The 25679-nt window shown below is 63.9% G+C and carries 19 protein-coding genes; 10 read left to right on the forward strand and 9 right to left on the reverse strand.

Annotated features, from left to right (window positions below):
* Positions 1–3395 (forward strand): autotransporter domain-containing protein (locus AC0L3E_RS04840; protein ID WP_473604376.1); only part of this gene is annotated, 3395 nt, incomplete at its 5' end.
* 14 nt (positions 3396–3409) lie between these two features.
* Here the strand turns inward: AC0L3E_RS04840 and AC0L3E_RS04845 are convergent.
* Both AC0L3E_RS04845 and AC0L3E_RS04850 read right to left on the reverse strand, forming a co-directional pair.
* On the reverse strand, positions 3410–3805 hold the full coding sequence (locus tag AC0L3E_RS04845) for an acyl-CoA thioesterase (RefSeq protein WP_013530049.1): 396 nt from the start codon (positions 3803–3805) through the stop codon (positions 3410–3412).
* 313 nt (positions 3806–4118) lie between these two features.
* Positions 4119–5060 carry a phosphoribosylaminoimidazolesuccinocarboxamide synthase gene (locus AC0L3E_RS04850; RefSeq protein ID WP_473604377.1) on the reverse strand — a complete coding sequence of 314 codons (942 nt, stop codon included), beginning with the start codon at positions 5058–5060 and terminating at the stop codon, positions 4119–4121.
* A 204-nt stretch (positions 5061–5264) separates the two neighbouring features.
* On the opposite strand from AC0L3E_RS04850, the gene AC0L3E_RS04855 reads away from it, so the two are divergent.
* The 3 genes from AC0L3E_RS04855 to AC0L3E_RS04865 are packed head-to-tail and all read left to right on the forward strand — an operon-like array spanning position 5265 to position 9003.
* The gene (locus AC0L3E_RS04855) at positions 5265–6881 is read left to right on the forward strand and encodes a GMC family oxidoreductase (RefSeq protein WP_473604378.1); all 1617 of its coding nucleotides are present in this window, start codon (positions 5265–5267) and stop codon (positions 6879–6881) included.
* A complete protein-coding gene (locus AC0L3E_RS04860; protein WP_292458805.1) occupies positions 6878–8089 on the forward strand; it encodes a mandelate racemase/muconate lactonizing enzyme family protein in 1212 nt (403 codons plus the stop codon). Before AC0L3E_RS04855 ends, AC0L3E_RS04860 begins: the two co-directional genes overlap by 4 nt.
* Complete coding sequence (locus AC0L3E_RS04865; RefSeq protein ID WP_473604379.1) at positions 8086–9003, forward strand: NAD(P)-dependent oxidoreductase; 918 nt, start codon at positions 8086–8088, stop codon at positions 9001–9003. Before AC0L3E_RS04860 ends, AC0L3E_RS04865 begins: the two co-directional genes overlap by 4 nt.
* 79 nt (positions 9004–9082) lie before the next feature.
* Here AC0L3E_RS04865 and AC0L3E_RS04870 read toward each other — a convergent pair whose 3' ends face one another.
* Positions 9083–10021, reverse strand: a complete 939-nt coding sequence (locus tag AC0L3E_RS04870; RefSeq protein ID WP_473604380.1) for a diacylglycerol/lipid kinase family protein — start codon at positions 10019–10021, stop codon at positions 9083–9085.
* A gap of 718 nt (positions 10022–10739) precedes the next feature.
* Between AC0L3E_RS04870 and AC0L3E_RS04875 the strand changes: the two genes are divergently transcribed.
* From AC0L3E_RS04875 to AC0L3E_RS04885, 3 genes are all read left to right on the forward strand, one after another.
* Positions 10740–11174 carry a DUF4383 domain-containing protein gene (locus AC0L3E_RS04875; RefSeq protein WP_127268292.1) on the forward strand — a complete coding sequence of 145 codons (435 nt, stop codon included), beginning with the start codon at positions 10740–10742 and terminating at the stop codon, positions 11172–11174.
* A 6-nt stretch (positions 11175–11180) separates the two neighbouring features.
* Positions 11181–12311: a hypothetical protein gene (locus tag AC0L3E_RS04880; protein WP_473604381.1), complete on the forward strand. Its 1131-nt coding sequence runs from the start codon at positions 11181–11183 to the stop codon at positions 12309–12311.
* Positions 12312–12460: 149 nt separating this feature from the next.
* Positions 12461–12982 (forward strand): hypothetical protein, encoded by a 522-nt coding sequence (locus AC0L3E_RS04885; protein ID WP_128307800.1) that lies wholly within the window; start codon positions 12461–12463, stop codon positions 12980–12982.
* Positions 12983–13009: 27 nt separating this feature from the next.
* On the opposite strand, the gene AC0L3E_RS04890 is transcribed toward AC0L3E_RS04885, so the two are convergent.
* From AC0L3E_RS04890 to AC0L3E_RS04915, 6 genes are all read right to left on the reverse strand, one after another.
* On the reverse strand, positions 13010–13540 hold the full coding sequence (locus AC0L3E_RS04890) for a dihydrofolate reductase family protein (RefSeq protein ID WP_027039355.1): 531 nt from the start codon (positions 13538–13540) through the stop codon (positions 13010–13012).
* Between the two features lie 94 nt (positions 13541–13634).
* Positions 13635–14267, reverse strand: coding sequence for a hypothetical protein (locus tag AC0L3E_RS04895; protein ID WP_128307801.1), 633 nt, complete (start codon positions 14265–14267; stop codon positions 13635–13637).
* Between the two features lie 18 nt (positions 14268–14285).
* Positions 14286–15908, reverse strand: a complete 1623-nt coding sequence (locus AC0L3E_RS04900) for an FAD-binding oxidoreductase (RefSeq protein ID WP_128307802.1) — start codon at positions 15906–15908, stop codon at positions 14286–14288.
* Positions 15909–16139: 231 nt separating this feature from the next.
* Positions 16140–16382 carry a DUF1344 domain-containing protein gene (locus AC0L3E_RS04905; protein WP_013530037.1) on the reverse strand — a complete coding sequence of 81 codons (243 nt, stop codon included), beginning with the start codon at positions 16380–16382 and terminating at the stop codon, positions 16140–16142.
* 387 nt (positions 16383–16769) lie between these two features.
* Complete coding sequence (locus tag AC0L3E_RS04910; RefSeq protein ID WP_245469502.1) at positions 16770–17720, reverse strand: hypothetical protein; 951 nt, start codon at positions 17718–17720, stop codon at positions 16770–16772.
* 84 nt (positions 17721–17804) lie between these two features.
* Entirely contained in the window at positions 17805–18863 is a 1059-nt protein-coding gene (locus AC0L3E_RS04915) for a CapA family protein (RefSeq protein WP_473604382.1), read from the reverse strand.
* A gap of 107 nt (positions 18864–18970) precedes the next feature.
* Here AC0L3E_RS04915 and AC0L3E_RS04920 point away from each other — a divergent pair, with 107 nt between their 5' ends.
* From AC0L3E_RS04920 to uvrB, 3 genes are all read left to right on the forward strand, one after another.
* Positions 18971–20236 (forward strand): hypothetical protein, encoded by a 1266-nt coding sequence (locus AC0L3E_RS04920; RefSeq protein ID WP_128289715.1) that lies wholly within the window; start codon positions 18971–18973, stop codon positions 20234–20236.
* 436 nt (positions 20237–20672) lie between these two features.
* On the forward strand, positions 20673–22295 hold the full coding sequence (locus AC0L3E_RS04925; RefSeq protein WP_473604383.1) for a DUF2778 domain-containing protein: 1623 nt from the start codon (positions 20673–20675) through the stop codon (positions 22293–22295).
* A 128-nt stretch (positions 22296–22423) separates the two neighbouring features.
* The gene (gene uvrB, locus AC0L3E_RS04930) at positions 22424–25600 is read left to right on the forward strand and encodes an excinuclease ABC subunit UvrB (RefSeq protein WP_473604385.1); all 3177 of its coding nucleotides are present in this window, start codon (positions 22424–22426) and stop codon (positions 25598–25600) included.
* Positions 25601–25679: the final 79 nt, after the last annotated feature.

Below are 25679 nucleotides of genomic sequence, written 5' to 3' on the forward strand. Positions count from 1 at the left end.
GTGGTGGCGGCGGCGGCATCGTCATGCCGGGTGGCGGCACGATCGACAACAGCGGCACCGTGCAGGGCGGCACGGGGGGCGCCAGCGGCTATGGCGATCCACGCTACCGCGCCGGATCTGGCGGGATCGGCATTGCCGGGGCAGGCCTCACCGTGACCAACAGCGGCACCATCGCCGGTGGATTCTCGATCGACGGCAACGGTCCCCAGGCTCATGCGATCCAGTTCACCGGTGGCGTCAATACGCTGGAACTGCACGCCGGCTCGGTGGTCAGCGGCACTGTGGAGGCCTTCAGCGCGGCCGACACATTCGGCCTCGGCGGTTCGGTCGGCGGTTCCTTCGATCTTTCACAATTGGGCGCGGCGGGCTCTTCCGCCCAGTATCAGGGCTTCGGCATCCTGGAAAAGTCCGGCACCGGCACCTGGACTATTTCCGGCACACCGGGCACGGTCATGGCCTGGTCCGTCACGCAAGGCATCCTCGATCTCGGCGCCACGACGCAGACCGCCACCGGCTTCACGCTGACGGGCGGGGAATTGCGCAACGGCACTCTGAGCACCGCCGGCAGCTTCGCCTTGAGCAACGGCACCGTGTCGGCGCTCCTCGGCGGGACCGGCTCCCTGGTCAAATCCGGCACCGGCACGGTCGTCCTCACCGGCGCCAACACCTATTCGGGCGGCACCTTTGTCAATGGCGGCACATTGAGGATCGGCGGCGACTGGGCGCTGGGCGATGTCTCGGGCGCCCTGACCTTGAACGGCGGCGCGCTGCAGGTGACGGGCAATCCCGTCAGCTTCACGCTGGAACGCCAGATAATCCTCGGCGCCAATGGCGGCACGTTCGATGTCGGCGCCGGCAAGAACCTCATCCTCGACGGCGCGGTTTCGGGTGACGGACAACTCGCCAAGACCAGTTCCGGCACGCTGACGCTGACCGGCGCCAACAGCTATTCGGGCGGCACGGCGGTGCGCGGCGGCAGCCTTGTCGCGGCGGCGACTGGTGCGCTCGGCGACGGGCCGGTCACAATAAACTCCAACGGAAGCGGGGGGTGGGCCAGGCTCTATTTCTCGGGCAACGACGCCGCCAATCCGGTCAGCGCCCAGGATCTCTCGATCACCGTCGGCCGGGGCGACCTCAACTTCCAGGGCAATGCGACCGCCGGCGCGGCCACCATCGTCCTGGCGAAGGACGGCTATGGCGGGCTCAATTTCGGCACCGGAACCGATGCCGGCACGGCCAGCATCACCAACCAGGGCGGCGGCTTCATCGCCTTCACGGGGGCAAGCGCGGACCAGGCGACGATCGTCAATGACGGCCTGGGCATACCCTATTATTTCAGCAGGACGACCTTCGACGACGATTATTCGAGCAATGAATTTTCCTCCGCCGGGGACGCCACGATAACCAACCGGAATGGCGGCTCGACCACTTTTTCTGGGCATTCGGACGGTGGAACGGCAACGCTGATCAACGAGGCCGGCGGCACGGTCGACTTCCAGCAGGCATCGCAGGCGGCGGGCGCAACCATCCTCAACGGCGCCGGCGGCAGCGTGCTGGTGCGCTTCCGGGACCATGACTCCGTGCTCGATGTCGGCTCGCTGTCGGGCGACGGGGCCATACAAATCGACGATTCACAGCTGGCGCCACAGCTTTCGCTCGGCTCGCTCGGCCATGACGACGTCATCGGCGGCACCATTTCCGGAAACGGCTCCCTGACAAAGACCGGCACGGGCAAGCTGACGCTCAACGGACAGAACAGCTATGCGGGCCTGACCACCGTCGACATGGGAACGCTGGTGGTGGGCGACGCCAGCCATGGCGACGCCAGCCTCGCCGGCGACGTCACGGTCGATTCCGACGCGCGCCTTGGCGGCATCGGCACCATAGGCGGCAATGTCACCATCCTCGGCACGCATGGCGTCGGCAATTCCATCGGCGTCCAGACGGTCGGCGGCAACTATGTCAACCATGGCGTCCTGGAGGTCGAGGCGACCCCGTCCGGCGCCGACAAATTGATCGTTGGCGGCACGGTCGACATATCAGGCGCGACGCTCAACCTCGTCCTGACGCCGGCGACGGCCGAGAGCTGGAACCTGCTCAACGGGCCGTACACGATCATCCAGAACAATGGCGCGGCCGATGTCGCCGGCACCTTCGCCTCCGTCGGCAACCTCAACGACCTTCTCTTCCTCGACCATCTCATCAACTACCAGGGCGGCGACGGCAACGACATCAGCCTCACCTTGGCGCGCAACGACGTCGCGGTCGCCAATGTCGCCATCACCCGCAACCAGATCGCGACCGCCGGAGCCCTCGATCGGCTCGGCCAAGGCAATGCGCTTGCATGGGCCATGCTGCTGATGACCGACGAGGATGCCGCGCGCCTGGCGCTCGATGCCGCGTCGGGCGAGGTTCATGCCTCGGCCAAGGGGATGCTGATCGAGGACAGCCGCTTCGTCGCCGATGCCGCAACCGCCCGAGTCCGGGCGGCCATGGGCGACGTCGCCGCTCCCGCCATGCCAGTGATGGCTTATGGCGAGGGCGGCCCGGAGCTGGTCGAGGCCGACACCAGCCGTTTCGTCGTGTGGGGGCAGGCTTTCGGCTCCTGGGGCACGGCGAGCGGCGACGGCAATGCCGCCGGCCTCGACCGCTCCACTGGCGGCTTCCTCGCCGGCGGCGACACCGCGATCGGCGAAGCCTGGCGGGTCGGCCTGCTGACCGGCTACAGCCACGCCAGTTTCGACGTCGACGATCGTGCCTCTTCCGGCTCCAGCGACACCTATCACATCGGCCTTTATGGCGGTGGACAGTGGGACGGCCTGGGCCTGCGCGGCGGCGTCGCCTACAGCTGGAACCGGATCGACACCAGCCGCAACGTCGTCGTTCCAGGCTTCGCCGATGCGCTGACGGCGAAATACAATGCCGGCACCGCGCAGGTCTTCGGCGAGGCCGGCTATCGCCTCGAGACGCGCATGGCTGCCTTCGAGCCCTTCGCCAGTCTCGCCTATGTCAACCTGCACACCGACGGCTTCACGGAACAGGGTGGCGCCGCCGCACTCACCTCCGCGGCCTCGACCACCGCGACCACCTTCACCACGCTCGGCTTGCGTGCCTCGGCCGGCTTCGACCTCGGCGGGGTGCAGGCAACCGCGCAGGGTACGCTAGGCTGGCGTCATGCCTTCGGCGACACCACGCCGACCGCGGACATGGCCTTCGCCGGTGGCGACCTCTTCACCATTGCCGGCGTGCCGATCGCTAGGGATACAGCCATCGTCGGGGTCGGGCTCGATTTCCGGATCGCCGACAGAACCACGCTGGGGATCAGCTACTCCGGCCAGTTCGGGAAGAAGGCGGCCGATCAGGGCGTCCGCGCCACGATGCAAGTGCGGTTCTGATTTTTCGGCTTTCGTCAGCCTTCGGCGGGAACCGCTTTCGGCTTGCCTTCGCCATCCAGCGCCACCATGACGAAATCGGCATGGGTGACCTTCTCCATCAGGTCGGAGAGGTAACGCTGCGCCCAGGCCTCGACCTTGAGCGTCATCGAGGTGCGGCCGACGCGCTCGACATGGGTGTAGATGCACAGCGTGTCGCCGATCTTCATCGGCTTGGCGAACGACATCTCTTTCACCGCCGCCGTCACCACGCGGCCCTTGGCGCGCTCGGCCGCACGGATACCGCAGGCCAGGTCCATCTGCGCCATCACCCAGCCGCCGAAAATGTCGCCGGCCGCATTGGCGTCCGAAGGCATGGCCAGGGTGCGCAGCGTCAGATCGCCAAGCGGCCGTCCTTCAGCGTAGTGCACCATGCGAGAAATCCTTGTGAGGTGATGATCATCGATCCGTATCGCCGCTGCAGGACCAGGTCAACGCGCCGCAGCTGCTGTTTCCTGGCCTCCATGGCCATAGGCTAACCCTGGCATTCGCGCGGTTGTGCCTGATTTCCAGCGGCTTCGGGTTTTGGAGGGGGCTTCCCCCACTCCGTCGCTGCTTCGCAGCGCCACCCCAAGCTCGCGCCCTTCCTCTACCCCGTCGATCGGGGGAGAGGTGGCGAGCGAAGCTCGACGGAGTGGGGGTCGACTGCGCGGCTTAAGACCAGGCGTTAGCTGAGAGGGGCACCCCTCAAAAATAGCCTGCAAGGTTAGCTCTGATGCGGTCCAGCACCGTATTCCCGGAAACATCGGGCACGAATTCCTTGCCCGTGATCGCCTCATAGGCCTGCGCGTAGACCCCGGAAGCCTGTTCGACGATCTCGTCGGGTATTTTGGGGATCGGGTCGTTGTACGGATCGCAGCGCGCCGAGACCCATGAGCGGATGAAATCCTTGTCAAAACTCTCCGGCCGGCTGCCGCTGGCGAGCGCCTGTTCGTAACTCGATGCGATCCAGTACCGGCTGCTGTCAGGCGTGTGGATTTCGTCGGCAAGAATGATGGTCCCGTCCTTGTCGGTGCCGAATTCGTATTTCGTGTCGGCCAGGATCAGGCCGCGCTCAGTGGCGCGCTGCTGGCCGCGGGCGAACAGCCGCAAGGCGTAGTCCGATACGGTATCCCACTGCGCCTGCGTGAGAAGACCCTGCTCGAGAATCTCGGCTTTGGACAGCGGTTCGTCATGGCCGCCATGCGCGGCCTTGCTGGTCGGCGTGATGATCGGCTCCGCCAGTCTTTCATTGTCGCGCAGGCCATCCGGCAGGCGGATACCGTACATGTCACGGTCACCGCGCTTGTAGCGCGTCAGGATCGAGGTGCTGGTGGTACCCGCCAGATAACCGCGCACGACGATCTCGACCGGCAGGATGTCGAGCCTTGTGCCGACGACGACGTTCGGGTCGGGGTATTCGAGAACATGGTTCGGGCAGATGTCGGCGGTTTCCTCGAACCAGTACCGCGCCGTCTGGGTCAGGATCTCGCCCTTGCAGGGGATCGAGGTCAGGATGGTGTCGAAGGCACTGAGGCGGTCGGTGGCGATGATGATGCGCCGGCCGTCCGCAAGGTCATAGTTCTCGCGGACCTTGCCGCTGTAGTGGCCCGGCAGTTCGGGAATGAACGCGTCAGGAAGGGTCCGCATATGATTTCCTGCCTTCCGCAGAGTGGCCGATCCCATCGCATAAGCTGTCGCCCCGGTGCATATCAAGCGCGATTGTCGGGTATCCCCGTAAACCCGGCCAGTTCGGCGGTCGCTTTTTTCACAACTGATGCCGGAAGGCGCGGCGACTTGGGAGCGCCGCCGCGTCTAGGCTGCAGCCAATTTTCCGGAGCCGCCCGCATCATCATGCAGACCTATGATTTCATCATCGTCGGCTCCGGCTCGGCCGGCTCGGTCCTGGCCGAAAAACTCTCGGCCTCGGGACGCTTCTCGGTGCTGGTGCTGGAGGCCGGCGGCACCGACCGCCGCTTCTACGTCCAGATGCCGCTCGGCTACGGCAAGACCTTCTTCGATCCCGACGTCAACTGGAACTACAAGGCCGAGCCGGACCCGGGCCTCGCCGGCAATTCCGATCACTGGCCGCGCGGCAAGCTGCTCGGCGGTTCGAGCTCGATCAACGCCATGGTCTGGATCAGGGGCGCGCGCGAGGATTTCGATGCCTGGGCAGCCGCCGGCAATCCCGGCTGGGGCTATGACGATCTGCTTCCCACCTTCAAGGCGCTCGAGGACAACCAGGCCGGTGCCGACACATGGCGCGGCACGGGCGGCCCGCTGCATGTCACAGACTGTTCTAACGCCGTCCACCCGCTGACCAGGCGCTATCTCGCCGCCGGCCAGCAGGCCGGGCTGCCGCTCAATCCGGATTTCAACGGCGCCGCCCAGGAAGGCGTCGGCATCTACCAGATCTCGACCCGCGATGGCCGCCGCATGTCGGCGGCGCGCGCTTTCCTGCGCCCGGCGATGAAGCGCGGGAATGTCCGCGTCGAGATGAAGGCGCTGGCGACAAAAATCCTGTTCGAGGGCAAGCGTGCCGTCGGCGTCGAATATCTGCAGAACGGCGAGATGAAGACGGCGCGTGCCGGCCGCGAAATCATCCTGTCGGGCGGTTCGGTCAACTCGCCGCAATTGCTGCAGCTGTCCGGCGTCGGCCCATCCGCCCTGCTCAAAGGTCTGGACATCCCGATCGTCCACGCCAACGAAAATGTCGGCGCGCATCTGCAGGACCATGTCGGCATCAACTACACCTTCAAGGGCAAGCTGCCGACGCTCAACCAGACGCTGCGTCCCTGGTGGGGCAAGCTGCTGGTCGGCATGCAATACATCCTCACCCGCTCCGGCCCGCTGTCGCTGTCGATGAACAATGCCGGCGGCTTCTTCCGCACCGACCCTGCGGCGACGCGGCCCAACATGCAGCTCTATTTCCAGGCCTTCTCGACCGTCATTCCCAAGAGCGGCGAGCGCCCGATCCTGACGCCGGACCCATGGCCGGGCTTTTCCATCGGCCTGTCCAATTGCCGCCCGTCGAGCCGTGGCGAGATCATGATCCGCTCGGCCAATCCGCGCGACTACCCCAGGATAACGGCCAATGCCTACTCCACCAATGCCGATGTCGAGGAGATGCTGGCGGCGGTGAAATTCGTGCGCAAGATCGCCTCGATGCCTGCCATGGCCGAGATCATCGAGGAAGAGGTTTTGCCCGGTCCCTCCATCACCTCCGATGCCGATCTGGTCCAGGATTTCCGGAAGCGCTCGGGCACCGTCTATCATCCGGTCTCGACCTGCCGCATGGGGCCGGATCCCGCGCGCGCCGTCGTCGACCCGCGCCTCAAGGTGCATGGTCTGGAAGGTTTGCGCGTCATCGATGCCTCGATCTTTCCCGACAACATCACCGGCAACACCAACGCCGCCTCGATCATGACCGGTTGGAAAGGCGCCGAACTGGTTCTGGAGGACCAAGAATGAAGATCACCGACGTCAAGACCTGGGTTGTCGGCAATCCGCCGCCCGGCATCGGCGGCAAGTATTTCATCTTCGTCAAGCTGACCACCGACGGCGGCGTCGTCGGCTATGGCGAGGCCTACAACGCCACCTTCTCGGCCCATGTTACCGCCCGGATGGTCGAGGACATGGCCGAGCGCTATCTCGTCGGCCGCGATCCGCATGACATCGAGAACTTTTTCCGCCGCGCCTATTCCTCCGGCTTCACCCAGCGCCCCGACGTTTCCGGTATGGGCTGCTTCTCGGCGCTGGAAATGGCCTGCTGGGACATTATCGGCAAGGAAGCCGACAAGCCGGTCTATAAACTGCTCGGCGGCCAGGTGCACGAAACGCTGCGTTCCTACACCTATCTCTATCCGCACAGCGGCAGCGTCCATTCCGAGGATGCGCACGGCAAGAACGTCTACAACGATCCAGATCTCGCCGCTGCCTGTGCGCTCGAATATGTCGAGCAGGGTTTCAATGCCGTCAAGCTCGACCCCGCCGGCCCCTACACCGCCTTCGACGGCCATCAGCCGCGCCTCGTCGATATCGACCTGTCCACCCGCATGATCAAGGCGATTCGCGAGGCGGTCGGCACCCGCGCCGACATCCTTTTCGGCACGCACGGCCAGTTCACAGCGTCCGGCGCGCTGCGCATGGCGCGCGCCATCGAGCCTTACGATCCCTTGTGGTTCGAGGAGCCGGTGCCGCCTGATATGCCTGAGGTCATGGCCCAAGTGGCCCGCGCGACCTCGATCCCGATCGCCACCGGCGAGCGGCTGACGACCAAGTTCGAGTTCGCCCGCGTCATCGAGAACCGCGCCGCGACCATCCTGCAGCCGGACCTCGGCCGCTCCGGCGGCATTCTCGAAACCAAGAAGATCGCGGCGATGGCCGAGGCCTACCACATCCAGATCGCACCGCATTGCTATTGCGGACCGATCGTCGGTGCGGCCAACATCCAACTGGCGGTGACGCTGCCCAACTTCCTCATCCTCGAATCGCTGAAGCAGTGGGACGGTTTCCACGCCACGCTGCTGAAGAAAAAGATCGAGTGGCAGGACGGCAAAATCATCCCCTCGAAGGAGCCCGGCCTCGGCGTCGAGCTCAACGAGGCGGTCTGCGAAGCACACCCTTACACGGGCAAGGACCTGCATCTGCAGATGATGCAGACGCCGCTGATGCCGTGAACGAAAGCTACGCCTTCATCGGTCTCGGCCATCTCGGCGGCAACCTTGCCGCCAGCCTGATCCGCAACGGCTTTGCCGTCACGGTCTTCGACCGTGATCCCGCCGCAGTCGAGCGCCTGGTGGCGCTCGGGGCCACAGCGGCAAGCAGCCCCGCCGAGGCCGCCGCACGGGCCGGCAACGCAATCTCCTGCCTGCCCTCTCCGAAGGTGAGCGAAGCCGTGCTGGCGGGCGCCGATGGTCTGCTGGAGGGCCTGCCCGCAGGCGGCACCTGGATCGAGATGTCGACCAACGGCCGCGACGAAATTACCCGCCTCGCCGCCCTCGCCTCGGCCAGGGGCGTCGAGACGCTGGAATGCCCGGTCACCGGTGGCGTGCACCTGGCGGCGGCTGGGAAGATCACCGCGCTGGTCGGTGGCGACGCCGCACTCTATGAACGTCATCGCCCCGCCATCGAGGCGATGTGCGCAAAATCGTTTCTGATGGGCCCGGTCGGCTCGGCGGCGGTGATCAAGGTGATCACCAACATGCTCGCCTTCATCCATCTCGTTGCCGCCGGCGAAGCGCTGATGCTGGCCAAACGAGGCGGGCTCGACCTCGCCCAATCCTACCACGCCATATCAGCCTCCTCCGGCAACAGCTTCGTCCACGAGACCGAAAGCCAGCTCATCCTCAACGGCTCCTACGACATCGGCTTCACCATGGACCTGGCGCTGAAGGACCTCGGCTTCGCGCTCGCCATCGGCGAGCAGTCCGGCGTGCCGCTTGAGCTGGCATCGCGCGTCAACGCCATTTTTCAGCAAGGCAAGGCCGCCTATGGCGGCGGCGCCTGGTCGACCCAGATCGTCAAACTGTTGGAAGATGCCGTCGGCACCGACCTGCGCGCACCTGGTTTCCCGGCCAAGCTCGAACTCTGACGCCGGCTGGATATCAAACGATTTCAGGGCGTTGGCTGGATCGGCGGATCCATCTGAATCAATCTGTCAACGGCTTGATTCAGTATCTGAGCGTCAATGCACCGGGCAGGATCTCGAAGGTCGCGGGTATGCGTCCCGGCGACTCGCCGTCTATGTCGACCAGCGCGCCATTCTCTGACGCATCGCCGAGCGGTTCGACCACCACTTTCCTGCCGCGCAGGATGGTGATCGCAGGATGATTGCGATGCCGGCCGCCATAGAGCAGCCGGATGTCCCAGATCAGCTTCAGCTTGCCGGCCGCGCGCAGGATGACGATGTCGAACTGCCCGTCGGTCAGTTCCGCATCCGGCGCGATCATCATGCCGCCGCCGAAGAACTTTCCGTTTGCCACCGCCACCAGCGCCATGCGCGCTTCGACGGGGACGCCGTCGTCGACCGTTATGCTGACCTCCTGGAAGCGGTAGCGGATGAACTCGACCACGGTGCGCCACAGGAACAGCGCCCTGGCCGACATCCTGCCCTTGCGCTTGTCGGCATTGACGGCGCGGTCAGTGGCGCCGGAAAGCCCCAGGCTGGCGATGTTGATGAAATGCCGGCTGGCCAGCGCGCCGTGATCGTCGACGTAGCAGATGCGTCCGGCATCGACCTTGCGGGGCTTGGCTTCGGCGATCCGCTTCAGCACGGCATCGACCTTTTTCGGCAGACCTAGCCCACGCGCGAAATCGATGCCGGTGCCGCATGGCAAGAGCCCAAGCTCGGTGGTCCGGCCGCTTTCCCTGGACGCTTGCAGCAGCCCGTCGGCCACTTCGCTGGCGGTGCCGTCGCCGCCGGCCGCGATCACCAGGTCGAAGCCAATCATCGCGAGATCGATTGCCAGCCTTTCGGCGTCACCTTCCGCTTGCGTCTCGCGCAGTTCGAATTCGCCGAAATACTTTCTCAGCGACACGGCGACATCAGGCCAATGCCGTTTCAGCCGGCCCCCACCGGCAATCGGGTTGAGAACCACTCCAACTTTCAAGTAACCCTCCCGCAAGGATTCGAGGCGCTCGGCGCCTCGAATCCTTTGCCGGCATTGAAGACCGCACCGGGCGGCAGGGCAAGGCCGAATGTCCGCCGATGACGCCCATCGTGGCGGACAGGAAAATTTCGCTGTCCCAGCTTGATCCCCGATAATCCCGTTATCCACAGGCCTCCGGCCATTCCCCAGGACCCTTACCCGGCGTACGTTAAACCCATCTCAGGCGGCTACCGATCATCAAGCCGAAAGGCGAAGTGAAAGGCGGATTTCCTGAGGCCCGTACGGCCCGAAGCGAGAGCAGGCTTGCCTGTTTCGAGGGACGGAGCCGAGACCTACGGGGCCGCGGAAAGCGTGCCAACGCCTACGGCGGACCGATGCTGCCATGAAGGACGGCAAAAACCTTCGATGGTGCGCAGGGCAAAGCCCGCAAGGGTGGAAACCGGCGTGGTCCCGAACGGACGCTGCTCTCGGGCGGCGGACTGGCAGGACCGTCAAAATCAAGGCCGGCAAGGCGCGACGACTTTACGGAAGTTGCTGCCGCGACCGTGTCCTGATCTGACAGGGAGGCGCTGGGAGAAATCCCGGCGCCGACTGCCTTTTTGCCCCTCGATATCCTTCGCCGGCGATCTCGCGGGCGCCGCTTCACCGCGCGCCAAAATCAGTTAGTATCCCACCGTCAGAGTCTGTTTTCAGGCGGACTCTTCGAGGGGGACACTTCATGACGCTCATCCAGAAGCTTGCCGTCGCCTATGCCTTCCTGTTCTTCGGCGTCGTCGCCATCGGCTACATACCGGCGTTCAACGACGCCGACGGCAATCTGTTCGGCCTGTTCTCGCTGCAATGGTATGACGACCTGCTGCACGCCTTCTCCGGCGTCTGGGCTCTGGCCGCCGCCTTCATCTCGCACCGCCAGGCGGTGTTCTATTTCAAGCTGTTCGGTTCGGTCTACCTGTTCGACGGCGTGCTCGGGCTGATCACCGGTTCCGGCTGCCTCGATGCCGGTATCTTCATCAACGGCTTCCGCTCCCTCAACGATATCGAATTCCCGGCCCGCTTCTTCGCCAACCTGCCGCACCTCGTCATTGGTGGCTTCGCCGTCTATGTCGGCTTCCGGCTGGCCAGGCGCATACACGAACACTTCGCCACGGCCTGACTGGCCATGTTCCTGTTCCGCTGGCTGAAGCGCATCATCAAGACGATCCTCTGGGTGATCGTCATCGTCATCCTCATCCCGATCGCCGGGCTGAGCTACGGCTTTCTGACGACGTCGTCGCTCGACAAGACGCCGCTGCCCGGAATTGCCGATGGCGCGCCGCCCAAGGCGCTGGCCGACAAGGTTCGCGCCGAGATCCCAGGCTACCAGCGGCCGGAGGAATCGACCTTCCTCACCTATCCGGAATGGGCGATCGTCTACGCCGCGCGCGAATATGCCGGCTTCGTCGACAAGGACCAGCCGAGCGGCTTCCCCTACTGGTCCTATGTCGGCCGCTTCTGGCAGGACTACGCCATGGTCATCCGCGCCGGCTCTGCCTACAAATTCAATTACGCCAACCACCAGATGCTGGTCATCATCGGCACCAGCCACTCGATCGAGCATATATTGCAGTGGGCCTATGAGAACACGGTCGGCCGCATCACCGAGGCGACGACGGCCAAGCGCACCGCCGCCGACATCTATCAGGCCAAGGTGGCGGCGGACTATGCAGGGTTTCTCGACCAGGTGCCCTGGTATCAGTTCCCCTATGCCGAGAAGCGCGCCGGCCTGTTTGCCGTGCAGCCGGCGCCGGGCGACAGCTCGATCCGGACCAGCGAACGCAAGCTGGCGTTCGGCCTCGCCGACACCATCAAGCAGGGCTATGCCGACCTGATCACCAAGGCCCTCGCTGCCACGATGGACCCCGCTTTGCTCGACATCCATGTCTGGGCCAAGGGACCCGTCGGCGAAGCCACCCGCAACGAGCCCGACACCTTGCTCGAACGCGACATGGGCGCTGACGGCACTATCTTCGTCACCAGGCGCTATCAGGTGTTCACCGAAATGACCCCGCGCCTGATCGACAAGGGCGTCTCCTTCGTCGAGATCGGCGGCAATGACGAGATCATGGTCACGGTGCTGTCCACCGATACGATCGCCGTCCCCGAAGGCATGCGCATCCTGTTCAGCTATCCGCTGCCGGCCGATCAATCCACGCGCCGCACCGGCATGATCGTCGCCGTGCGCAAGCTGCATCTCGTGCTGCCGGCGCTGATCAAGGCCGGCGCCAGGCTTGAACACGTCTACGACTACTGAGGCCTTTCGGCCACGCCCGGCCAGGATCATGCATTTCCTGCGCTCCGCCACGCCCATTCCACAATCGCGGCCAAATCCCGCCTTGTTCGCGCGCGAAGGAATGGGAAGAAATGAATGGGCTGCCGGGGGCATCTCGAAGGGACAAGACCGTGATCAAGACCGCCCTTGTCGCCATGACCATTGTCGGCTGCGACTGCGACGCCAAGCTTTGCGAATATATCGGCGAGACGCCGGCCAAATGGTCGACCGTCGCCGAGTGCGAAGCGGCGATGAAGAGCCAGATGCTGCACGAGCGCAATTTCAATTATCCGCTCGTCTCCGGCATCTGCCGCACGAAGGGTTCGTCGTCCTCCTCGCAACTGGCCGCGACCGCATCGCGCCCAGAACTGAAGCCCGCCAGCCGGGTCGTCAGAACCGAAAGCCCATTGCCGCCTGAATTGAGCCACCGGCCGAGCGTCTCGGTGGGTTCGCCGACGACGGCCATGGAAGCCGATGCCGCCCAGCCCGTCGCCTATGAACAGGTGGTCGATGGCGGAACCGGTGTGCTCTATCGCACCAAGAACGGCTACGCCGTGGTCAAGACCGATCTCGGCCGCGCCGCCTCGGCAACCGCCGACGCCGCGAAACGCTCCGTGAACTGGCTGGCCGGATTGATGCCGAAAGGGCTTTAGGCCCGCCGGCGTTTGACGACCGCGTGATCAGGCAGGCACATAGGTCAACCTGATCACGTCGTCGCCTATCAGATCGCTGGCCACGAAGCGAAGCGGTGGCCGGGGGCCGGCGAAAAATGGCTTGCCCTGACCGAGCACGAACGGGTGGAGGTAGAGTTGATATTCATCGATAAGACCAAGGTCGGTCAAGCTTCGTGCCAGGTCTGGTCCGGAAACTGAAATCTCCCCCATGAGTTCAGCCTTAAGCCCACGTATCACTGCCTCGACGTCATCCGCGACAAGTGTGGCATTGGGGCCGACCGACTTCAGCGAGCGCGACACAACCCACTTCGGTTGGCTCCGCCACGCCGCCGCGAATTCGTGCGCCTCCGCGTTCCACTCAGGACTGTCTTCGTCCCAATAGCGCATGACCTCGTACATGCCGCGACCGTAAACACTGCCGCTCAAATTGCGCACTTGCTCCATCCAGTGACGAAAGATTGTCGGGCCCGACGGCATTTTCTGGTGGTCGACGTAACCGTCGAGGGACTGGTTCATTCTGAAAATGAGCTTCGCCATGCTGCAGGATCTCCACATCCGGATCGTCAGAATAACTTGCGCCGCCGTTACGCAAAAGTGTGGCCCCAACCGAAATCCAAACCGAGACACGACCCTAGTCCCGCTGCAACTTGACTTTCAGGCTCTGCCAGAACTTGTCGATGAGCGGCTTTTCGGCCGCTGCATCCTCGCCGGCAATGCGGGTGATGAACAGCAGCCCCCGATCGGCCAGGCCGAAGCCGACGATCTCGAAATCGGCGGTGTCGGTGCGTGTCTTCACCTCGGCCCGGATACCGGTCAATTCCTTGCCGTCGGCGAGTTTGCGCGTCGTCGGCTCCTGCGTCAGCGTGGCACCGGCCTGCACCGATTCCTTGGTCATTTCCTGCAGCATCAGCTGGTTGAGCGACACCGGGTTCATCTTGCCATATTCCTGCACGACGACGATCGTGCCCAGCGCCGACGCCATCAGATATTGCGTGATGTTCTCGCCGAGATCGGTCTTGGTCACCGAAATGTTGCTCGGATGGACAAAGGAGAAATCGCTGCCGGAGAAGGTGGCGAAGTCGTTGCGCTCGAGCGTCACCTTGCTGTGCTTGCCGTCGGGCAGCGTCACATCAGCGCTTTCGCCGGGGTCGATATCGACCGTCACACCGTCGATGGTCAGCTTGAAGGCCTTGAGATCCTCGGCTCCGGCAGGGCCAGCGCACAGCGCGATGAGGATGAGTGCCGCAGCTGATACCTTGCGCATGGGTTGTTCTCCTGCTTTTTATGCCACCCCGCTCAGCGCCTTGATGGCACGGTAGAAGGTCGAGGAAAACAGTTCCGTCGGGTCATACTGCCGCTTCGCCGCCAGGAAGGCCGGCAGTTCGGGATAGGAGGCCAGCAGCTCCCTGGCCGTGTAATGCAGCTGGTAGGGCAGGAAGAACCGGCCGCCATGCTTGATCGTCACGTCGATCAGCGCCCGGGTCAGCGCCCGCATCCTGGCATTGCCGTCGGCATCGGTCGGCTGGTTGATGTAGAGCACCAGCGAATAGGCCGGCTCCGGCGCGTAGGTCAGCGCCACATCCTCCTTGTGGACGATGCGCACCGAAGCATTGAGCACCGGCAGCGTCTGGTCGCGCAGGATCTCGCGCGCTTCCGCGATGAATTCGACATAGGCGGCACGTGGAATAAAATATTCGTGCAGGATGTCGGTCTCTTCCATCTGATCGTTGAAGAGATAGGGCACCGAATCGTGCATCGGGTTGTTGCGGGTGACGAGACAGGCCTCGCCCTCGGCCATGGCTGAGGTGCGCGCCACCGTGCAGCTTTCGAATTTCGGCTCCAGCGTCTTTTCGGTGAACCACTTCAACTCCTGGAACAGGCTGCCCCATTTCGCCAGGTTGATGATCACCCGCTTCAACCCGACCGATCCCGGCTCGCCGATCTCAGGCTGATCCGCCGGCGGCTGCTCGGCCACCTTGTCGTAACGGTAGACGATCATGTCCTCGAGGAAATTGCCGGGCGCCGTCGACAGATGGCCGTAGAACAGGCCGATATCCTTGTTCGGCTCCAGCACCTCGGCGAAGAATTTCGGAAAATCGTCCGATCTGATGATTTCGCGCGAGGTGCGGTAGACGGCGTTGTCGACGATATCGAGCGTCGCCTCCAGCACCACGCCAAACAGGCCGTAGCCGCCGACGACGTGGCGGAATAGCTCGGTGTTCTCGGTGGGCGAGCAGGTCGTCACCGAGCCGTCGGCCAGCATCACTCGCATCGAGCGGATCGAGCCCGCCACCGAACCTGCCTGGTGGTCCATGCCGTGCGCATTGACCGACAGCGAGCCGCCGACCGAGAAGATGTCGGTTGATTGCATGGCCTTCACCGCAAAGTGCGGATGCAGAAGGTTCTGGATGTCGTGCCAGCACGCGCCCGGCTGCAAGGTCATGGTCTTCGCCGCAGCATCCACGGTCACCTTGTTGAACTTTCTGAGGTCGAGCACCAGAGCGTTGTCGTCGAAGGCATGCCCGCCCATCGAATGGCGGATGGCGGCCAGTGAGACTTTCAGGCCATTGGCACGCGCGAAGGCCAGCGCATTGCCGATGTGCTCGTCCTCGCTGATCTCGACGACGCCGTAGACCGGCGTCATCGACAGGCCGCTGGCATCGTTGATGTCGCCGCCTTTTGCCGACCAGGGCAGCGACGCGTCGAAGGCCGGCGCATTGTCCAGCGGCTTCAGAGGCAGCGCGAAGCCGTCTATATCGGCTATCCGTCCTGCGTTCTTCGGCCCCGAAGGCGCGCGCGCCAGCCGCGCCACCGTGTTGCCGCCCCACAGCACCGCGCCGCCGACGACAGCCGCACCCAGCAGCAATCGCCGCGACAGGCGAAACCCTTTTTGTTCGTCGGCCATGATATCCCCCGTTGGCCAAGGGATAGCGCGGCTTTTTGGCAAAAACCATAGCGATGCCGCCGGACAGCATTCCGCCGGCCGGCCCTGGGGTCCAGCCGGAAGACCTTATCCAGGTCGCCCGGCATCGAGAGCCGACGGATGAAAATGGCCGATCCCCGGAGGGACCGGCCATGAGTGGAACAGGGCTTGTAAAATCCGGCAGCAGGTCTGCCGACGCACGATGTTCTCGCCTTACGAGGCCTTCTTGATCGACGTCACGATGCCGGTCTTGTCATCGACAGTCACAGCCACCTTGGCGCCGACCTTCAGTTTCCCGATCGTCGCCTCCGGCGACAGCTGGTAGATCTTGCCGTCGTCGAGGGTGATCGACTTGGTCGTCGGGTCGACGGCCTGGATGGTGCCCTGAACGGTCGCGGCATAGGCGGTGCCGAGGAAGGCGAGCAGAGCGGCGGTGGTTGCGAGGGTCTTCTTCATTGGTAAGCACTCCGTGCTGTTTCACTTTTCCGGACCGCCGCCTTGGGAAACGACAGAACCGGACGGCTTGAAACTGGAGCGGAAAGCGCTCCCTCCGCAAATCACGTTGGGTGAATTTTCGCAAACAATATCATAGGCTTAATTCCGACATATTGCTTGTTGCCGACATCATTTCAGACCGCTTCGACTCCTCCAATGCCCACTTCTATCCGCGAAAAGAGTCGCTTAGCCGATTGTGAAGGCGGCTTTGGATCGCCACGCGGCCGCTGCAATCAACCTCGAGCGGCATCACGAAACAGCCTGCTCACCGACCATCGACACAAATTTTGTTTCATGGGTCAGAGGCGGACTATAGGCGTGACAAATACGGCTTCGACGGCTGACGGCTCAGCCCGCCTCGTCCTTCGCGCCGATCTTGCGCACAAGTGCCGCCGTCGCCAGCATCGCGCCCATGTCTGATATCATCGGCGCGACATGCGTGCTGTAATCGAGCGGCACCGAAATATCCGGCAGTTCGAAGAAGTTCTTCGTCTGCGGCAGCAGCAGGAACCCATCGCTGCCATTGAGCGCGACACGGGCTGGGTCGTCCGGCCAGGTTTCGCCAAGCCATTTCAGTGCCTGCGCCAGCCGGCCGCTCACCAGTGGCTGTGCCGCTCCGAGATTGTCGGTGCGGAACTCGTAGGCGGCATCAAGCGCCACGTCGCCACTGGACAGCTCCTGCAGCTTGCTGGCGAACATGCCGCGAAAGAAGCTGATGACGGCATTGGTCCGCCGCGTCGCCACCAATATGCCGGGGAACGGCGCGATGGTCTCGAAGGCGACGATGACGCCCTGGAAGGCGGTCGACGAGCCCTTGCCCGACCCTTCCCGCAGATGCGCCTCGTAGAGTTCGAACGGAAACCCTTCGTAGCGGCCCGCGACGATGTCGTCGAACGCCTGCCGGTTGAACGGACCAACCGCCGTGCGCGGCAACCGGTCGAATGAATTCGGCGTCACGCCATGCTGGTAGCGCATGTCGGCGATGAAGCCGAAGATGATCGGCAGCAGCGTCTCGCGGAACGATTGCTGCAGCCGCATCGCCGGTTTCCTGGCTTGGAAATAGAGCAGGATCGAAGCCGCGAAGCCGATCACATAGAGAAATACATGTGGCGTCGAGACCCATTGCTCGTTGGGGTCGGCAATCTTGTTGAACAGCCAGGCAACCAGCACCACGGCCATCAGCGCCAGGCCGACGAACACCGGCACCCGCCAGCGCACTTGCCGGACCGCCGAGGCCCTCGCCGCTTCATAGGCCTCTATGTCTTTCCGGATGCCGGCGATGACCGTTTCGCTCGGCATGAAATCCGCTGTTTCCACCGCTACCCCCCGTAATCCCGCCTCTGCGGGAGCATGATAGTTGGTTTTGCAGGGGCCGCCAGACGTTTAAGCGAATACGCCTTGATCGGTTGGTGGAGAAGGAAAGACCGCTTTCAGTCGCCCCTCGACCTTGTCACGCACTCGGCCCTCCAATGCCTCCACCACCACCAGCCGCTCACGGTCGCCGGCGCGCAGGCGCATGAAGGGATGCAGACGGTAAGACGCGATCGTCCCGCGCGTACCGGCATCGGCACTGACTTCGACAATGAGGATAGAACCGATGCGACCGGGCCATGGCTGGCGGGCGAAGGCGGTGCCGAGGAAATCGCCGAGCCCATAAGCGACCACCGTCTTGTGGATCCTTTCCACCGGCTGCACGACATGGGCGTGATGGCCGGCGATCAGTCCGACGCCCTGCCCGGCCAGCCGCCTGGCCAGAACTCGCGTCTCGGCACGCGGAAAATGCCGGAACTCCCAGTCCCAATGCGGCACGGCGCAGAGAAGATCCAAGCCAGCGCGCGGCCAGCCCGCCGAATCGCTGTCCATCGAAACGCGCCCCGCAAACAGTTTTTCATCGGCGTTGCGCCACAGCGTGAAGGCGGCAAAGCCTACATTGAGCGATCCAACCTGCACCGGCACAACCGGACCGTCGGCGGCCAGGCCGATCGTGCGGATGCCGAGCCGCAGCAACGCCGCGACCGTCTCGTCGAAACCGGCGACGCCCTGATCGAGCACATGGTTGTTGGCCAGCGACAGCACGAGCCTTTCTCGCGCAATACCAACCGCCGCCAGCGCCTCGGCCAGAAACAACTCGCTCATCGCATGATGCGTGCCGAGCCTTGTGCCCAGCGCCGCGCTTGGTCTATCCACCACAGGGCTTTCGCAATTGCCGATCACCAGATCGGCGCCGCCAAGCAGTGCCTTGATCGCCGGATCGCAGTCCGGCGCACCGCGATTGGCCACCGCCGAGATGTCGCCGACGAACGCCAGCCGCATTGTCTGCCTTGGCGCTGAATCGATCAGCGTTTCCGCCATGGGCGAAAAGTCTTGCGCGTCGCCGGCCAGCGATGGCTTGAGGAAACGCGGCAGCCAGGACAGCTTGTAGGAAAGCGGATAGTTCGACACGCGATGCCCAATTGTTTGCCCTGTGTAAACCGTCCTCGCGGCGGGTTGAAGCGCAGCGTTGCAAATGGTGTATATTTGCGCGGCGCGACAAATATTGGGGGGAAAAGATGACACGACTGGCAGGCCTGCTGACATCCGCTTTCATTTTGCTCCTGCCGCTGTCTTCCGCGTCGGCGGCAATGCCCGAAGCGGCCACCCGACTGTTCGAGGCGAAGAGCGTGGCCGCGCGCGACGCTGCCCTGTCTATGCTGGAGACCGCCGCGCCAAAAGACCCGGCATCCGCCTATGCGGCCGGGGCGGGCGAGTTCTTCACCGCACTGGAGATCCTGGCTACCGGCCTGCACCGTCATGGTTTCGAAAGCCCGCAATCCTTCATGCTGCCGCTGATGCGGTTGCCGGTGCCCGATAATCCCAATCCCGAGCCGCTGACTTACGAGCAGTTCCGCGCCATCCTGGTCGGCTTCCGCGACCGGCTGGAGAAATCCGCGGCAACGTTTGCGTCGGTGCCGCCCGATGCCGATATCGGCATGGTGATCGATCTCACCCGTGCGGGCATCGACCTCAACGAGGACGGCACCATCGCGCCGGACGAGAGCATGGCGGCGATCATTGCCGGGTTGTCACGCGGCGGCATTACATCGGACGACGCCGTTCCCACGCTCACCTTCCGTTTCGACCGCGCCGATGGATACTGGCTGCAGGGCTATGCCGAGTTCCTGATGGCGCAGGCCGATTTCTGGCTTGCGCATGATTTCAGGAGCACCTTCGACGGCTCGTTCCACATGCTGTTCCCGCGCGCCAAGCTGCCGTTGCAGGATATTCTGGTGCCGCCGGCCGGCGACATGGGCTCGAGCATCTTCTCCTCGGAATGGCGCATCGCCGATTTCATCTCGATGGTGCATCTCATCAACTGGCCGGTGATCGAGCCGGAGCGCCGTCAAGCAGCGCGCCGCCATTTGCTGGAAATGATCCGGCTGTCGCGCGAGGACTGGAAGGCGATCCGCGCCGAGACCGACAATGACCGCGAATGGCTGCCTGGCCCGCAGCAGAAGGGCGAGAACCCACTCACCGGCCTCGAAGTCGGCGAGGAGCAGGTTCAGGCCTGGCTCGCCGCCCTGACCATGGCCGAGGATCTCCTGGAAGGCCGCAAGCTGCTGCCGCATTTCCGCGTCACCGCCGGCACAGGCCTAGGAATCAACATGAAGCGCTTCTTCGATGACCCGAAAAACTTCGATCTGGTGCTGTCGATCACCGGCCCGGCCATCGCGCCCTACCTCGAAAGCGGCGAACTCGTGACCAGCGACGATTTCGACCAGATCCAGCGCCAGTTCGGCGGCGGCGGGTTTTTGACCTTTGCGCTCTGGTTCAACTGAGGACGGGCTGCTTCAGGCCCTTCCGCAGGGGAAATCTTGGCAAGACCGGCAACATTTTTACTGGAAGCAGGCGCCTTTCCCAGGCGATGTCTGCTGGCAGTCACCTCACTGCAGATGCCGCGCGAAGGCGCTTCGCAAAAATTAGCAGCGGCTGTTTTGCTTGACTCGGCCGCCAAAAACAGGCAGCAAAACCAGGTCGGAAGGGCGACAACACCACTTTCCTGGCCGTGGACGAAGCCAAATTTGGCCCAAATCCACATCTCGTCGTTGGTTTTGAGAGGAATTGATTAACCAACTTTGTCCATATTTTGAAGCAATCGGCAACCAACTACAGACGCGGCAAACGCGTCGGGGACCACCTGGGATCACTCACAGAATGGTCGTCGCGGCTCTCAAGGCCACGTACGGGGAAACCGGTTGAAGCGAGATTGGTTGCATGGCGTTGTTGAATACACACAAAAAAAACCGGGGACAGCGTGAGGGCGGCGAGTTCGTCGATGCTCCGCGTTCCTCTTCCTTCAACGCTGGTCGGGTGGCCCGCTGGGTCGCGCTGCCTTGCGTCAGCACCGCCATCGGCCTTTGGTTGATCGGCACCATGGCCGGCCTCAGTTCCGTCGGCGCCTCGCTGTCGGCGACTTCGGTTGGCCTGCCCCAGACGCTGTCCATGCCGGGATCGCTCGCACTTACCGATCCGCTGAAACAGCACTTCTTGAAAGCCCCCTTCGTGCTGGCCAATGCCAATGGCGGCACTCAGGCCCTGCATGATCATTCGGTGCAGTGCGGCGCCAGCTGTTTCAAGCTGGCCAGGGTAAGCTCGCAGGCGGAAAAATCCGAACGCCTTGTGGCGCAGGCAAAGCCGACGCCCGCCGCCGTGAAGTCGAAGGCGCAGGAGCGCTTCGAACGCATGGAAGCGTCGCTTTCGCCGATGAAGCTGGCCGCTGCCTTTGCCGACGCCGGAAAACCTGCCGCCACTGCCAACACGCGCCCGGTGATCTCCACCGTCGCACCGCGAATTGCCGAGGCGTCGCTAGTGCCGTCCGTCCAGGTGACGGCCAGCCTGTCCGATAACATGCCAGTTCCGGCAGCCGAACGTTTCGCCCGGCTGGATACCGGCTCGGTGGTCGTGCAGACCGCACCGCAGCCGATGGCCTTTGCCCAATCCGATACGCCAGACAATTCGCAGTTGGCGCTTGCCCTCGTGCAGTCGCTGCCGGTCGACGCCGAGGCGTTTGCCTCACCGCTGCCGATCGAGGAATCGTCAGCCGATGTCGCGGTGTCACCCGTCGAAACCCGGCAGGACCAACCCGGCGATGCCGCCTCGCTGCCGGACGCGCTGACCGACGACGTGCCGTTGCCGACCCGCCGCCCGCAATTCGACCCGCCGCAGCCCAAAATCGTCCAGCAGCAGCCTAAGCCCGTCCAGCAGCCCAAATCTGTTCAGCAGCCCAAGCCCGCCCAGCAATCGAAGCCGGCGCGTGAGACGGTCCAGCAGGCCCAGCCGGCAAAACCGGCGCGGCAAGGCCGGCCGGCCGATGGCGGCGATGTGCTGGCCTACGCCAAGCCGGACACGCCTTCGGGCGGCCTTGGCAAGGCGTTCAGAAATCTGTTCAACTCGCCGGGATCCAGAAGCGGCGCCGGCAATGGCGTCGCCGTCTACGATATCAGCGCCGCCACCGTCTACATGCCTGACGGCTCAAGGCTCGAGGCGCATTCTGGCATCGGCGCGATGACGGACCAGCCGCGCTATGCCGACCAGAAGAACCGCGGACCGACACCGCCCAACACCTACAATCTGTCGCTGCGCGAGTCGCGCTTTCATGGTGTGGAGGCCTTGCGCCTGACGCCGGTCGATGGCCGCAACAAATACAATCGCGACGGGTTTCTGGCCCATACGTATCTGCTTCGGGGCCGCTACGCCCAGTCGAGCGGCTGCGTCGCCTTCAAGGATTATGCGCGTTTCCTCGCCGCCTTCAAGAAGGGCAAGATCAAACGCCTCGTCGTGGTGCCGCGCCTGAACGGGTCGGCTACGCAGGTCGCATCAGCCGCCAGGGGCGTGTAGCGACAAGAGGCTTTCGGGCGTACCTTCCCGCCTGCTCCTGACAGCCTGCTGTCAGGAGCAGCGCTGTCCGGCACGCCTCTCCCCACCGCGCTCTTTCCATTTTGGCCAGGAAATCCCATATTCGGGACATGGCCAAATCTCCCGACAAAAAAACGCCGCCGACGGCGAATGACGACCGCGCCGCGCCGAAGCGGCGCAGTCCGCTGACCGATTTCCTCGACGCTTCGGAGCCGCTGCACAGAGGCGGCTTTGCCGAGATGCCGCAGCCGGAGCTCTCTGGCACGCCGCTGACCGGTTCGATCGCGGATTGGGCCGAGCAGATCGAGCAGGAGGCCGAGAAGGAAGGGCGTCTTGCCGGCAAGGGCGACGGCGGCAAATCGCCGAAGCCGTCGAAGAAGATACCCGAGCGTTCAAGCTCGCCGGGACGCAGTTCGCGCGGCACCTCGATGGGTGGGGCGGCGACGGCGAGGGAGCGCACGGCAGCGGGCCTCAACCCGGTCGCGGGTCTCGACATTTCGCTGGAAGACGCCGAGACGATGGCTTCGGGCAGCGTCACCGCGACGGTGGCGGCACTGTCGGCGCTGATCGAATCCGGCAATCCGCTGCACAAGGACGGTGTGCTGTGGACGCCGCACCGCCCTGCCCGCCCGGAAAAGTCCGAAGGCGGCATTGCCATCAAGATGGTGTCGGACTTCGAGCCGGCCGGCGATCAGCCGACCGCGATCAAGGATCTGGTCGAAGGCGTCGACAACAACGACCGGACCCAGGTGCTGCTCGGCGTCACCGGCTCCGGAAAAACCTTCACCATGGCCAAGGTGATCGAGGAGACGCAGCGCCCTGCCTTGATCCTGGCGCCGAACAAGACGCTGGCGGCGCAGCTCTATTCCGAGTTCAAGAAATTCTTCCCGGAAAACGCCGTCGAGTATTTCGTCTCCTACTACGACTATTACCAGCCGGAAGCCTACGTCCCGCGCACCGACACCTTCATCGAGAAGGAATCTTCGATCAACGAGCAGATCGACCGCATGCGCCATTCGGCGACGCGTTCGCTGCTCGAGCGCGACGACGTCATCATCGTCGCCTCGGTGTCCTGCATCTACGGTATCGGCTCGGTCGAAACCTATACGGCGATGACCTTCCAGATGCAGATCGGCGACCGGCTCGACCAGCGCGCGCTGCTCGCCGATCTCGTCGCCCAGCAGTACAAGCGCCAGGACATCAATTTCGTTCGCGGCTCGTTCCGCGTGCGCGGCGACACGATCGAGATCTTCCCGGCCCACCTGGAAGACCGCGCCTGGCGCATCTCGATGTTCGGCGACGAGATCGAGCAGATCACCGAGTTCGACCCGCTCACCGGCCAGAAGACCGGCGAGCTGAAAAGCGTCAAGATCTACGCCAATTCGCACTATGTGACGCCGCGCCCGACGCTGAACCAGGCGATCAAGTCGATCAAGGAAGAGCTCAAGCACCGGCTGGTCGAACTCGAGCGGGCCGGCCGCCTGCTTGAGGCGCAGCGGCTGGAACAGCGCTGCCGCTTCGACCTCGAGATGCTGGAAGCCACCGGCTCCTGCGCCGGCATCGAGAACTATTCGCGCTATCTCACCGGCCGCCAGCCGGGTGATCCGCCGCCGACGCTGTTCGAGTACATTCCCGACAACGCGCTGGTCTTCATCGATGAAAGCCATGTCACCGTGCCGCAGATCGGCGGCATGTATCGCGGCGACTTTCGCCGCAAGGCGACACTGGCCGAATACGGCTTCCGTCTGCCGTCCTGCATGGACAACCGGCCGCTGCGCTTCGAAGAATGGGATGCCATGCGTCCGCTTTCGGTCGCCGTCTCGGCGACCCCCGGCGGCTGGGAAATGGAGCAGGCCGGCGGCGTCTTCGCCGAGCAGGTCATCCGCCCGACCGGCCTGATCGATCCGCCGGTCGAGGTCCGCCCGGCCAAGACCCAGGTCGACGATGTCGTCGGCGAAATCCGTGACACCACCAAGGCCGGCTACCGCACGCTGGTGACGGTGCTGACCAAGCGCATGGCCGAGGATTTGACTGAATATCTGCATGAACAAGGCATCCGCGTGCGCTACATGCACTCCGACATCGACACGCTGGAGCGCATCGAGATCCTGCGCGATCTGCGCCTCGGCGCCTTCGACGTGCTGGTCGGCATCAACCTGCTGCGCGAAGGCCTCGACATTCCCGAATGCGGCTTCGTCGCCATTCTCGACGCCGACAAGGAAGGTTTCCTGCGCTCGGAAACCTCGCTGATCCAGACCATCGGCCGCGCCGCCAGAAACGTCGACGGCAAGGTCATCCTCTATGCCGACCAGGTGACCGGCTCGATGGAGCGGGCGATGGCCGAAACCAACCGCCGCCGCGAAAAGCAGGTGGAGTGGAACGAGGCCAACGGCATCACCCCGGAATCGGTCAAATCGCGCATCTCCGATATTCTGGATTCGGTCTACGAGAAGGACCACGTCCGCGCCGACATCTCGCAGTTCACCGACAGCGCCGGCGCCATGATGGGCAACAATCTGAAGGCCCATCTCGACGCGATGGAGAAACAGATGCGCGATGCCGCCGCCAATCTCGACTTCGAGAAGGCAGCCCGCATCCGCGACGAGATCAAGCGGCTGCGCGAGATGGAATTGTCCATCTCCGAAGATCCGTTGGCCAAATACGCCGATATGGAAAGCCCCGCCTCAGGTCGCGAAAAGGGCAAGCACAACAAGGGCGTGGCCAAACATCGGACAGCAGAAGAACAGGAGCGTTTCCGCAAGTTCGACGAAGCCCGTGCTGCCGAAGAGGCGGCCAAGGCTGCGCGGCCCAACCTCTTCCGCAAGCCTGATCTCGACGAGATGGGCGCCGATGGCGCCGTACCAGTGAAAAAACCGCTGTTTTCAAAACCCTCGATCGACGACATGGGTCCGGGCACCGACATGCCGACGCCGGCCGGCGCGGTGTCACGCTCGCTGTTCAAGAAACAGTCGGCCGAAGAGGCGCACGGCTCCGACTTCGGCATTCCCGGCGACGTCACCAAGCCACTGTTCAAGAAGAACTCGCTCGATGAAATGACTGTACGGCGGACGGAAAAGCCAGTCGAAGGAAAAGTGCCAGCCAAGCCGCAGCCAATCTCCCCCCAAGTGGGGGAGATGCCCGGCAGGGCAGAGGGGCGCGCGAAGGAACGCGACGATTCCGCTAAGCCAATCGTTCGCCAGCGCGCCGGCATCGGCTCATACGAGGATCCAGGCGACGCACGCCGCGACAAACGCCGGCCGGGGAAGACGGGACGGCCGGGGAAGTAGGTTCAAATTATTCGAAATGCCGGCGGGACAGCGCCCCCCTCTGTCCTGCCGGACATCTCCCCCACGAGGGGGGGAGATT

Source organism: Mesorhizobium sp. WSM4822 (assembly GCF_055811155.1).

What these genes read in the sequence shown, in the direction of transcription:
- AC0L3E_RS04895 (WP_128307801.1), bottom strand. Translation starts at nt 14,267, where the DNA reads ATGCGCAAGGTATCAGCTGCGGCACTCATCCTCATCGCGCTGTGCGCT.
- AC0L3E_RS04860 (WP_292458805.1), top strand. Translation starts at nt 6,878, where the DNA reads ATGAAGATCACCGACGTCAAGACCTGGGTTGTCGGCAATCCGCCGCCC.
- AC0L3E_RS04900 (WP_128307802.1), bottom strand. Translation starts at nt 15,908, where the DNA reads ATGGCCGACGAACAAAAAGGGTTTCGCCTGTCGCGGCGATTGCTGCTG.
- AC0L3E_RS04880 (WP_473604381.1), top strand. Translation starts at nt 11,181, where the DNA reads ATGTTCCTGTTCCGCTGGCTGAAGCGCATCATCAAGACGATCCTCTGG.
- AC0L3E_RS04845 (WP_013530049.1), bottom strand. Translation starts at nt 3,805, where the DNA reads ATGGTGCACTACGCTGAAGGACGGCCGCTTGGCGATCTGACGCTGCGC.
- AC0L3E_RS04905 (WP_013530037.1), bottom strand. Translation starts at nt 16,382, where the DNA reads ATGAAGAAGACCCTCGCAACCACCGCCGCTCTGCTCGCCTTCCTCGGC.
- uvrB (WP_473604385.1), top strand. Translation starts at nt 22,424, where the DNA reads ATGGCCAAATCTCCCGACAAAAAAACGCCGCCGACGGCGAATGACGAC.
- AC0L3E_RS04855 (WP_473604378.1), top strand. Translation starts at nt 5,265, where the DNA reads ATGCAGACCTATGATTTCATCATCGTCGGCTCCGGCTCGGCCGGCTCG.
- AC0L3E_RS04875 (WP_127268292.1), top strand. Translation starts at nt 10,740, where the DNA reads ATGACGCTCATCCAGAAGCTTGCCGTCGCCTATGCCTTCCTGTTCTTC.
- AC0L3E_RS04920 (WP_128289715.1), top strand. Translation starts at nt 18,971, where the DNA reads ATGACACGACTGGCAGGCCTGCTGACATCCGCTTTCATTTTGCTCCTG.
- AC0L3E_RS04910 (WP_245469502.1), bottom strand. Translation starts at nt 17,720, where the DNA reads ATGCCGAGCGAAACGGTCATCGCCGGCATCCGGAAAGACATAGAGGCC.
- AC0L3E_RS04890 (WP_027039355.1), bottom strand. Translation starts at nt 13,540, where the DNA reads ATGGCGAAGCTCATTTTCAGAATGAACCAGTCCCTCGACGGTTACGTC.
- AC0L3E_RS04925 (WP_473604383.1), top strand. Translation starts at nt 20,673, where the DNA reads ATGGCGTTGTTGAATACACACAAAAAAAACCGGGGACAGCGTGAGGGC.
- AC0L3E_RS04850 (WP_473604377.1), bottom strand. Translation starts at nt 5,060, where the DNA reads ATGCGGACCCTTCCTGACGCGTTCATTCCCGAACTGCCGGGCCACTAC.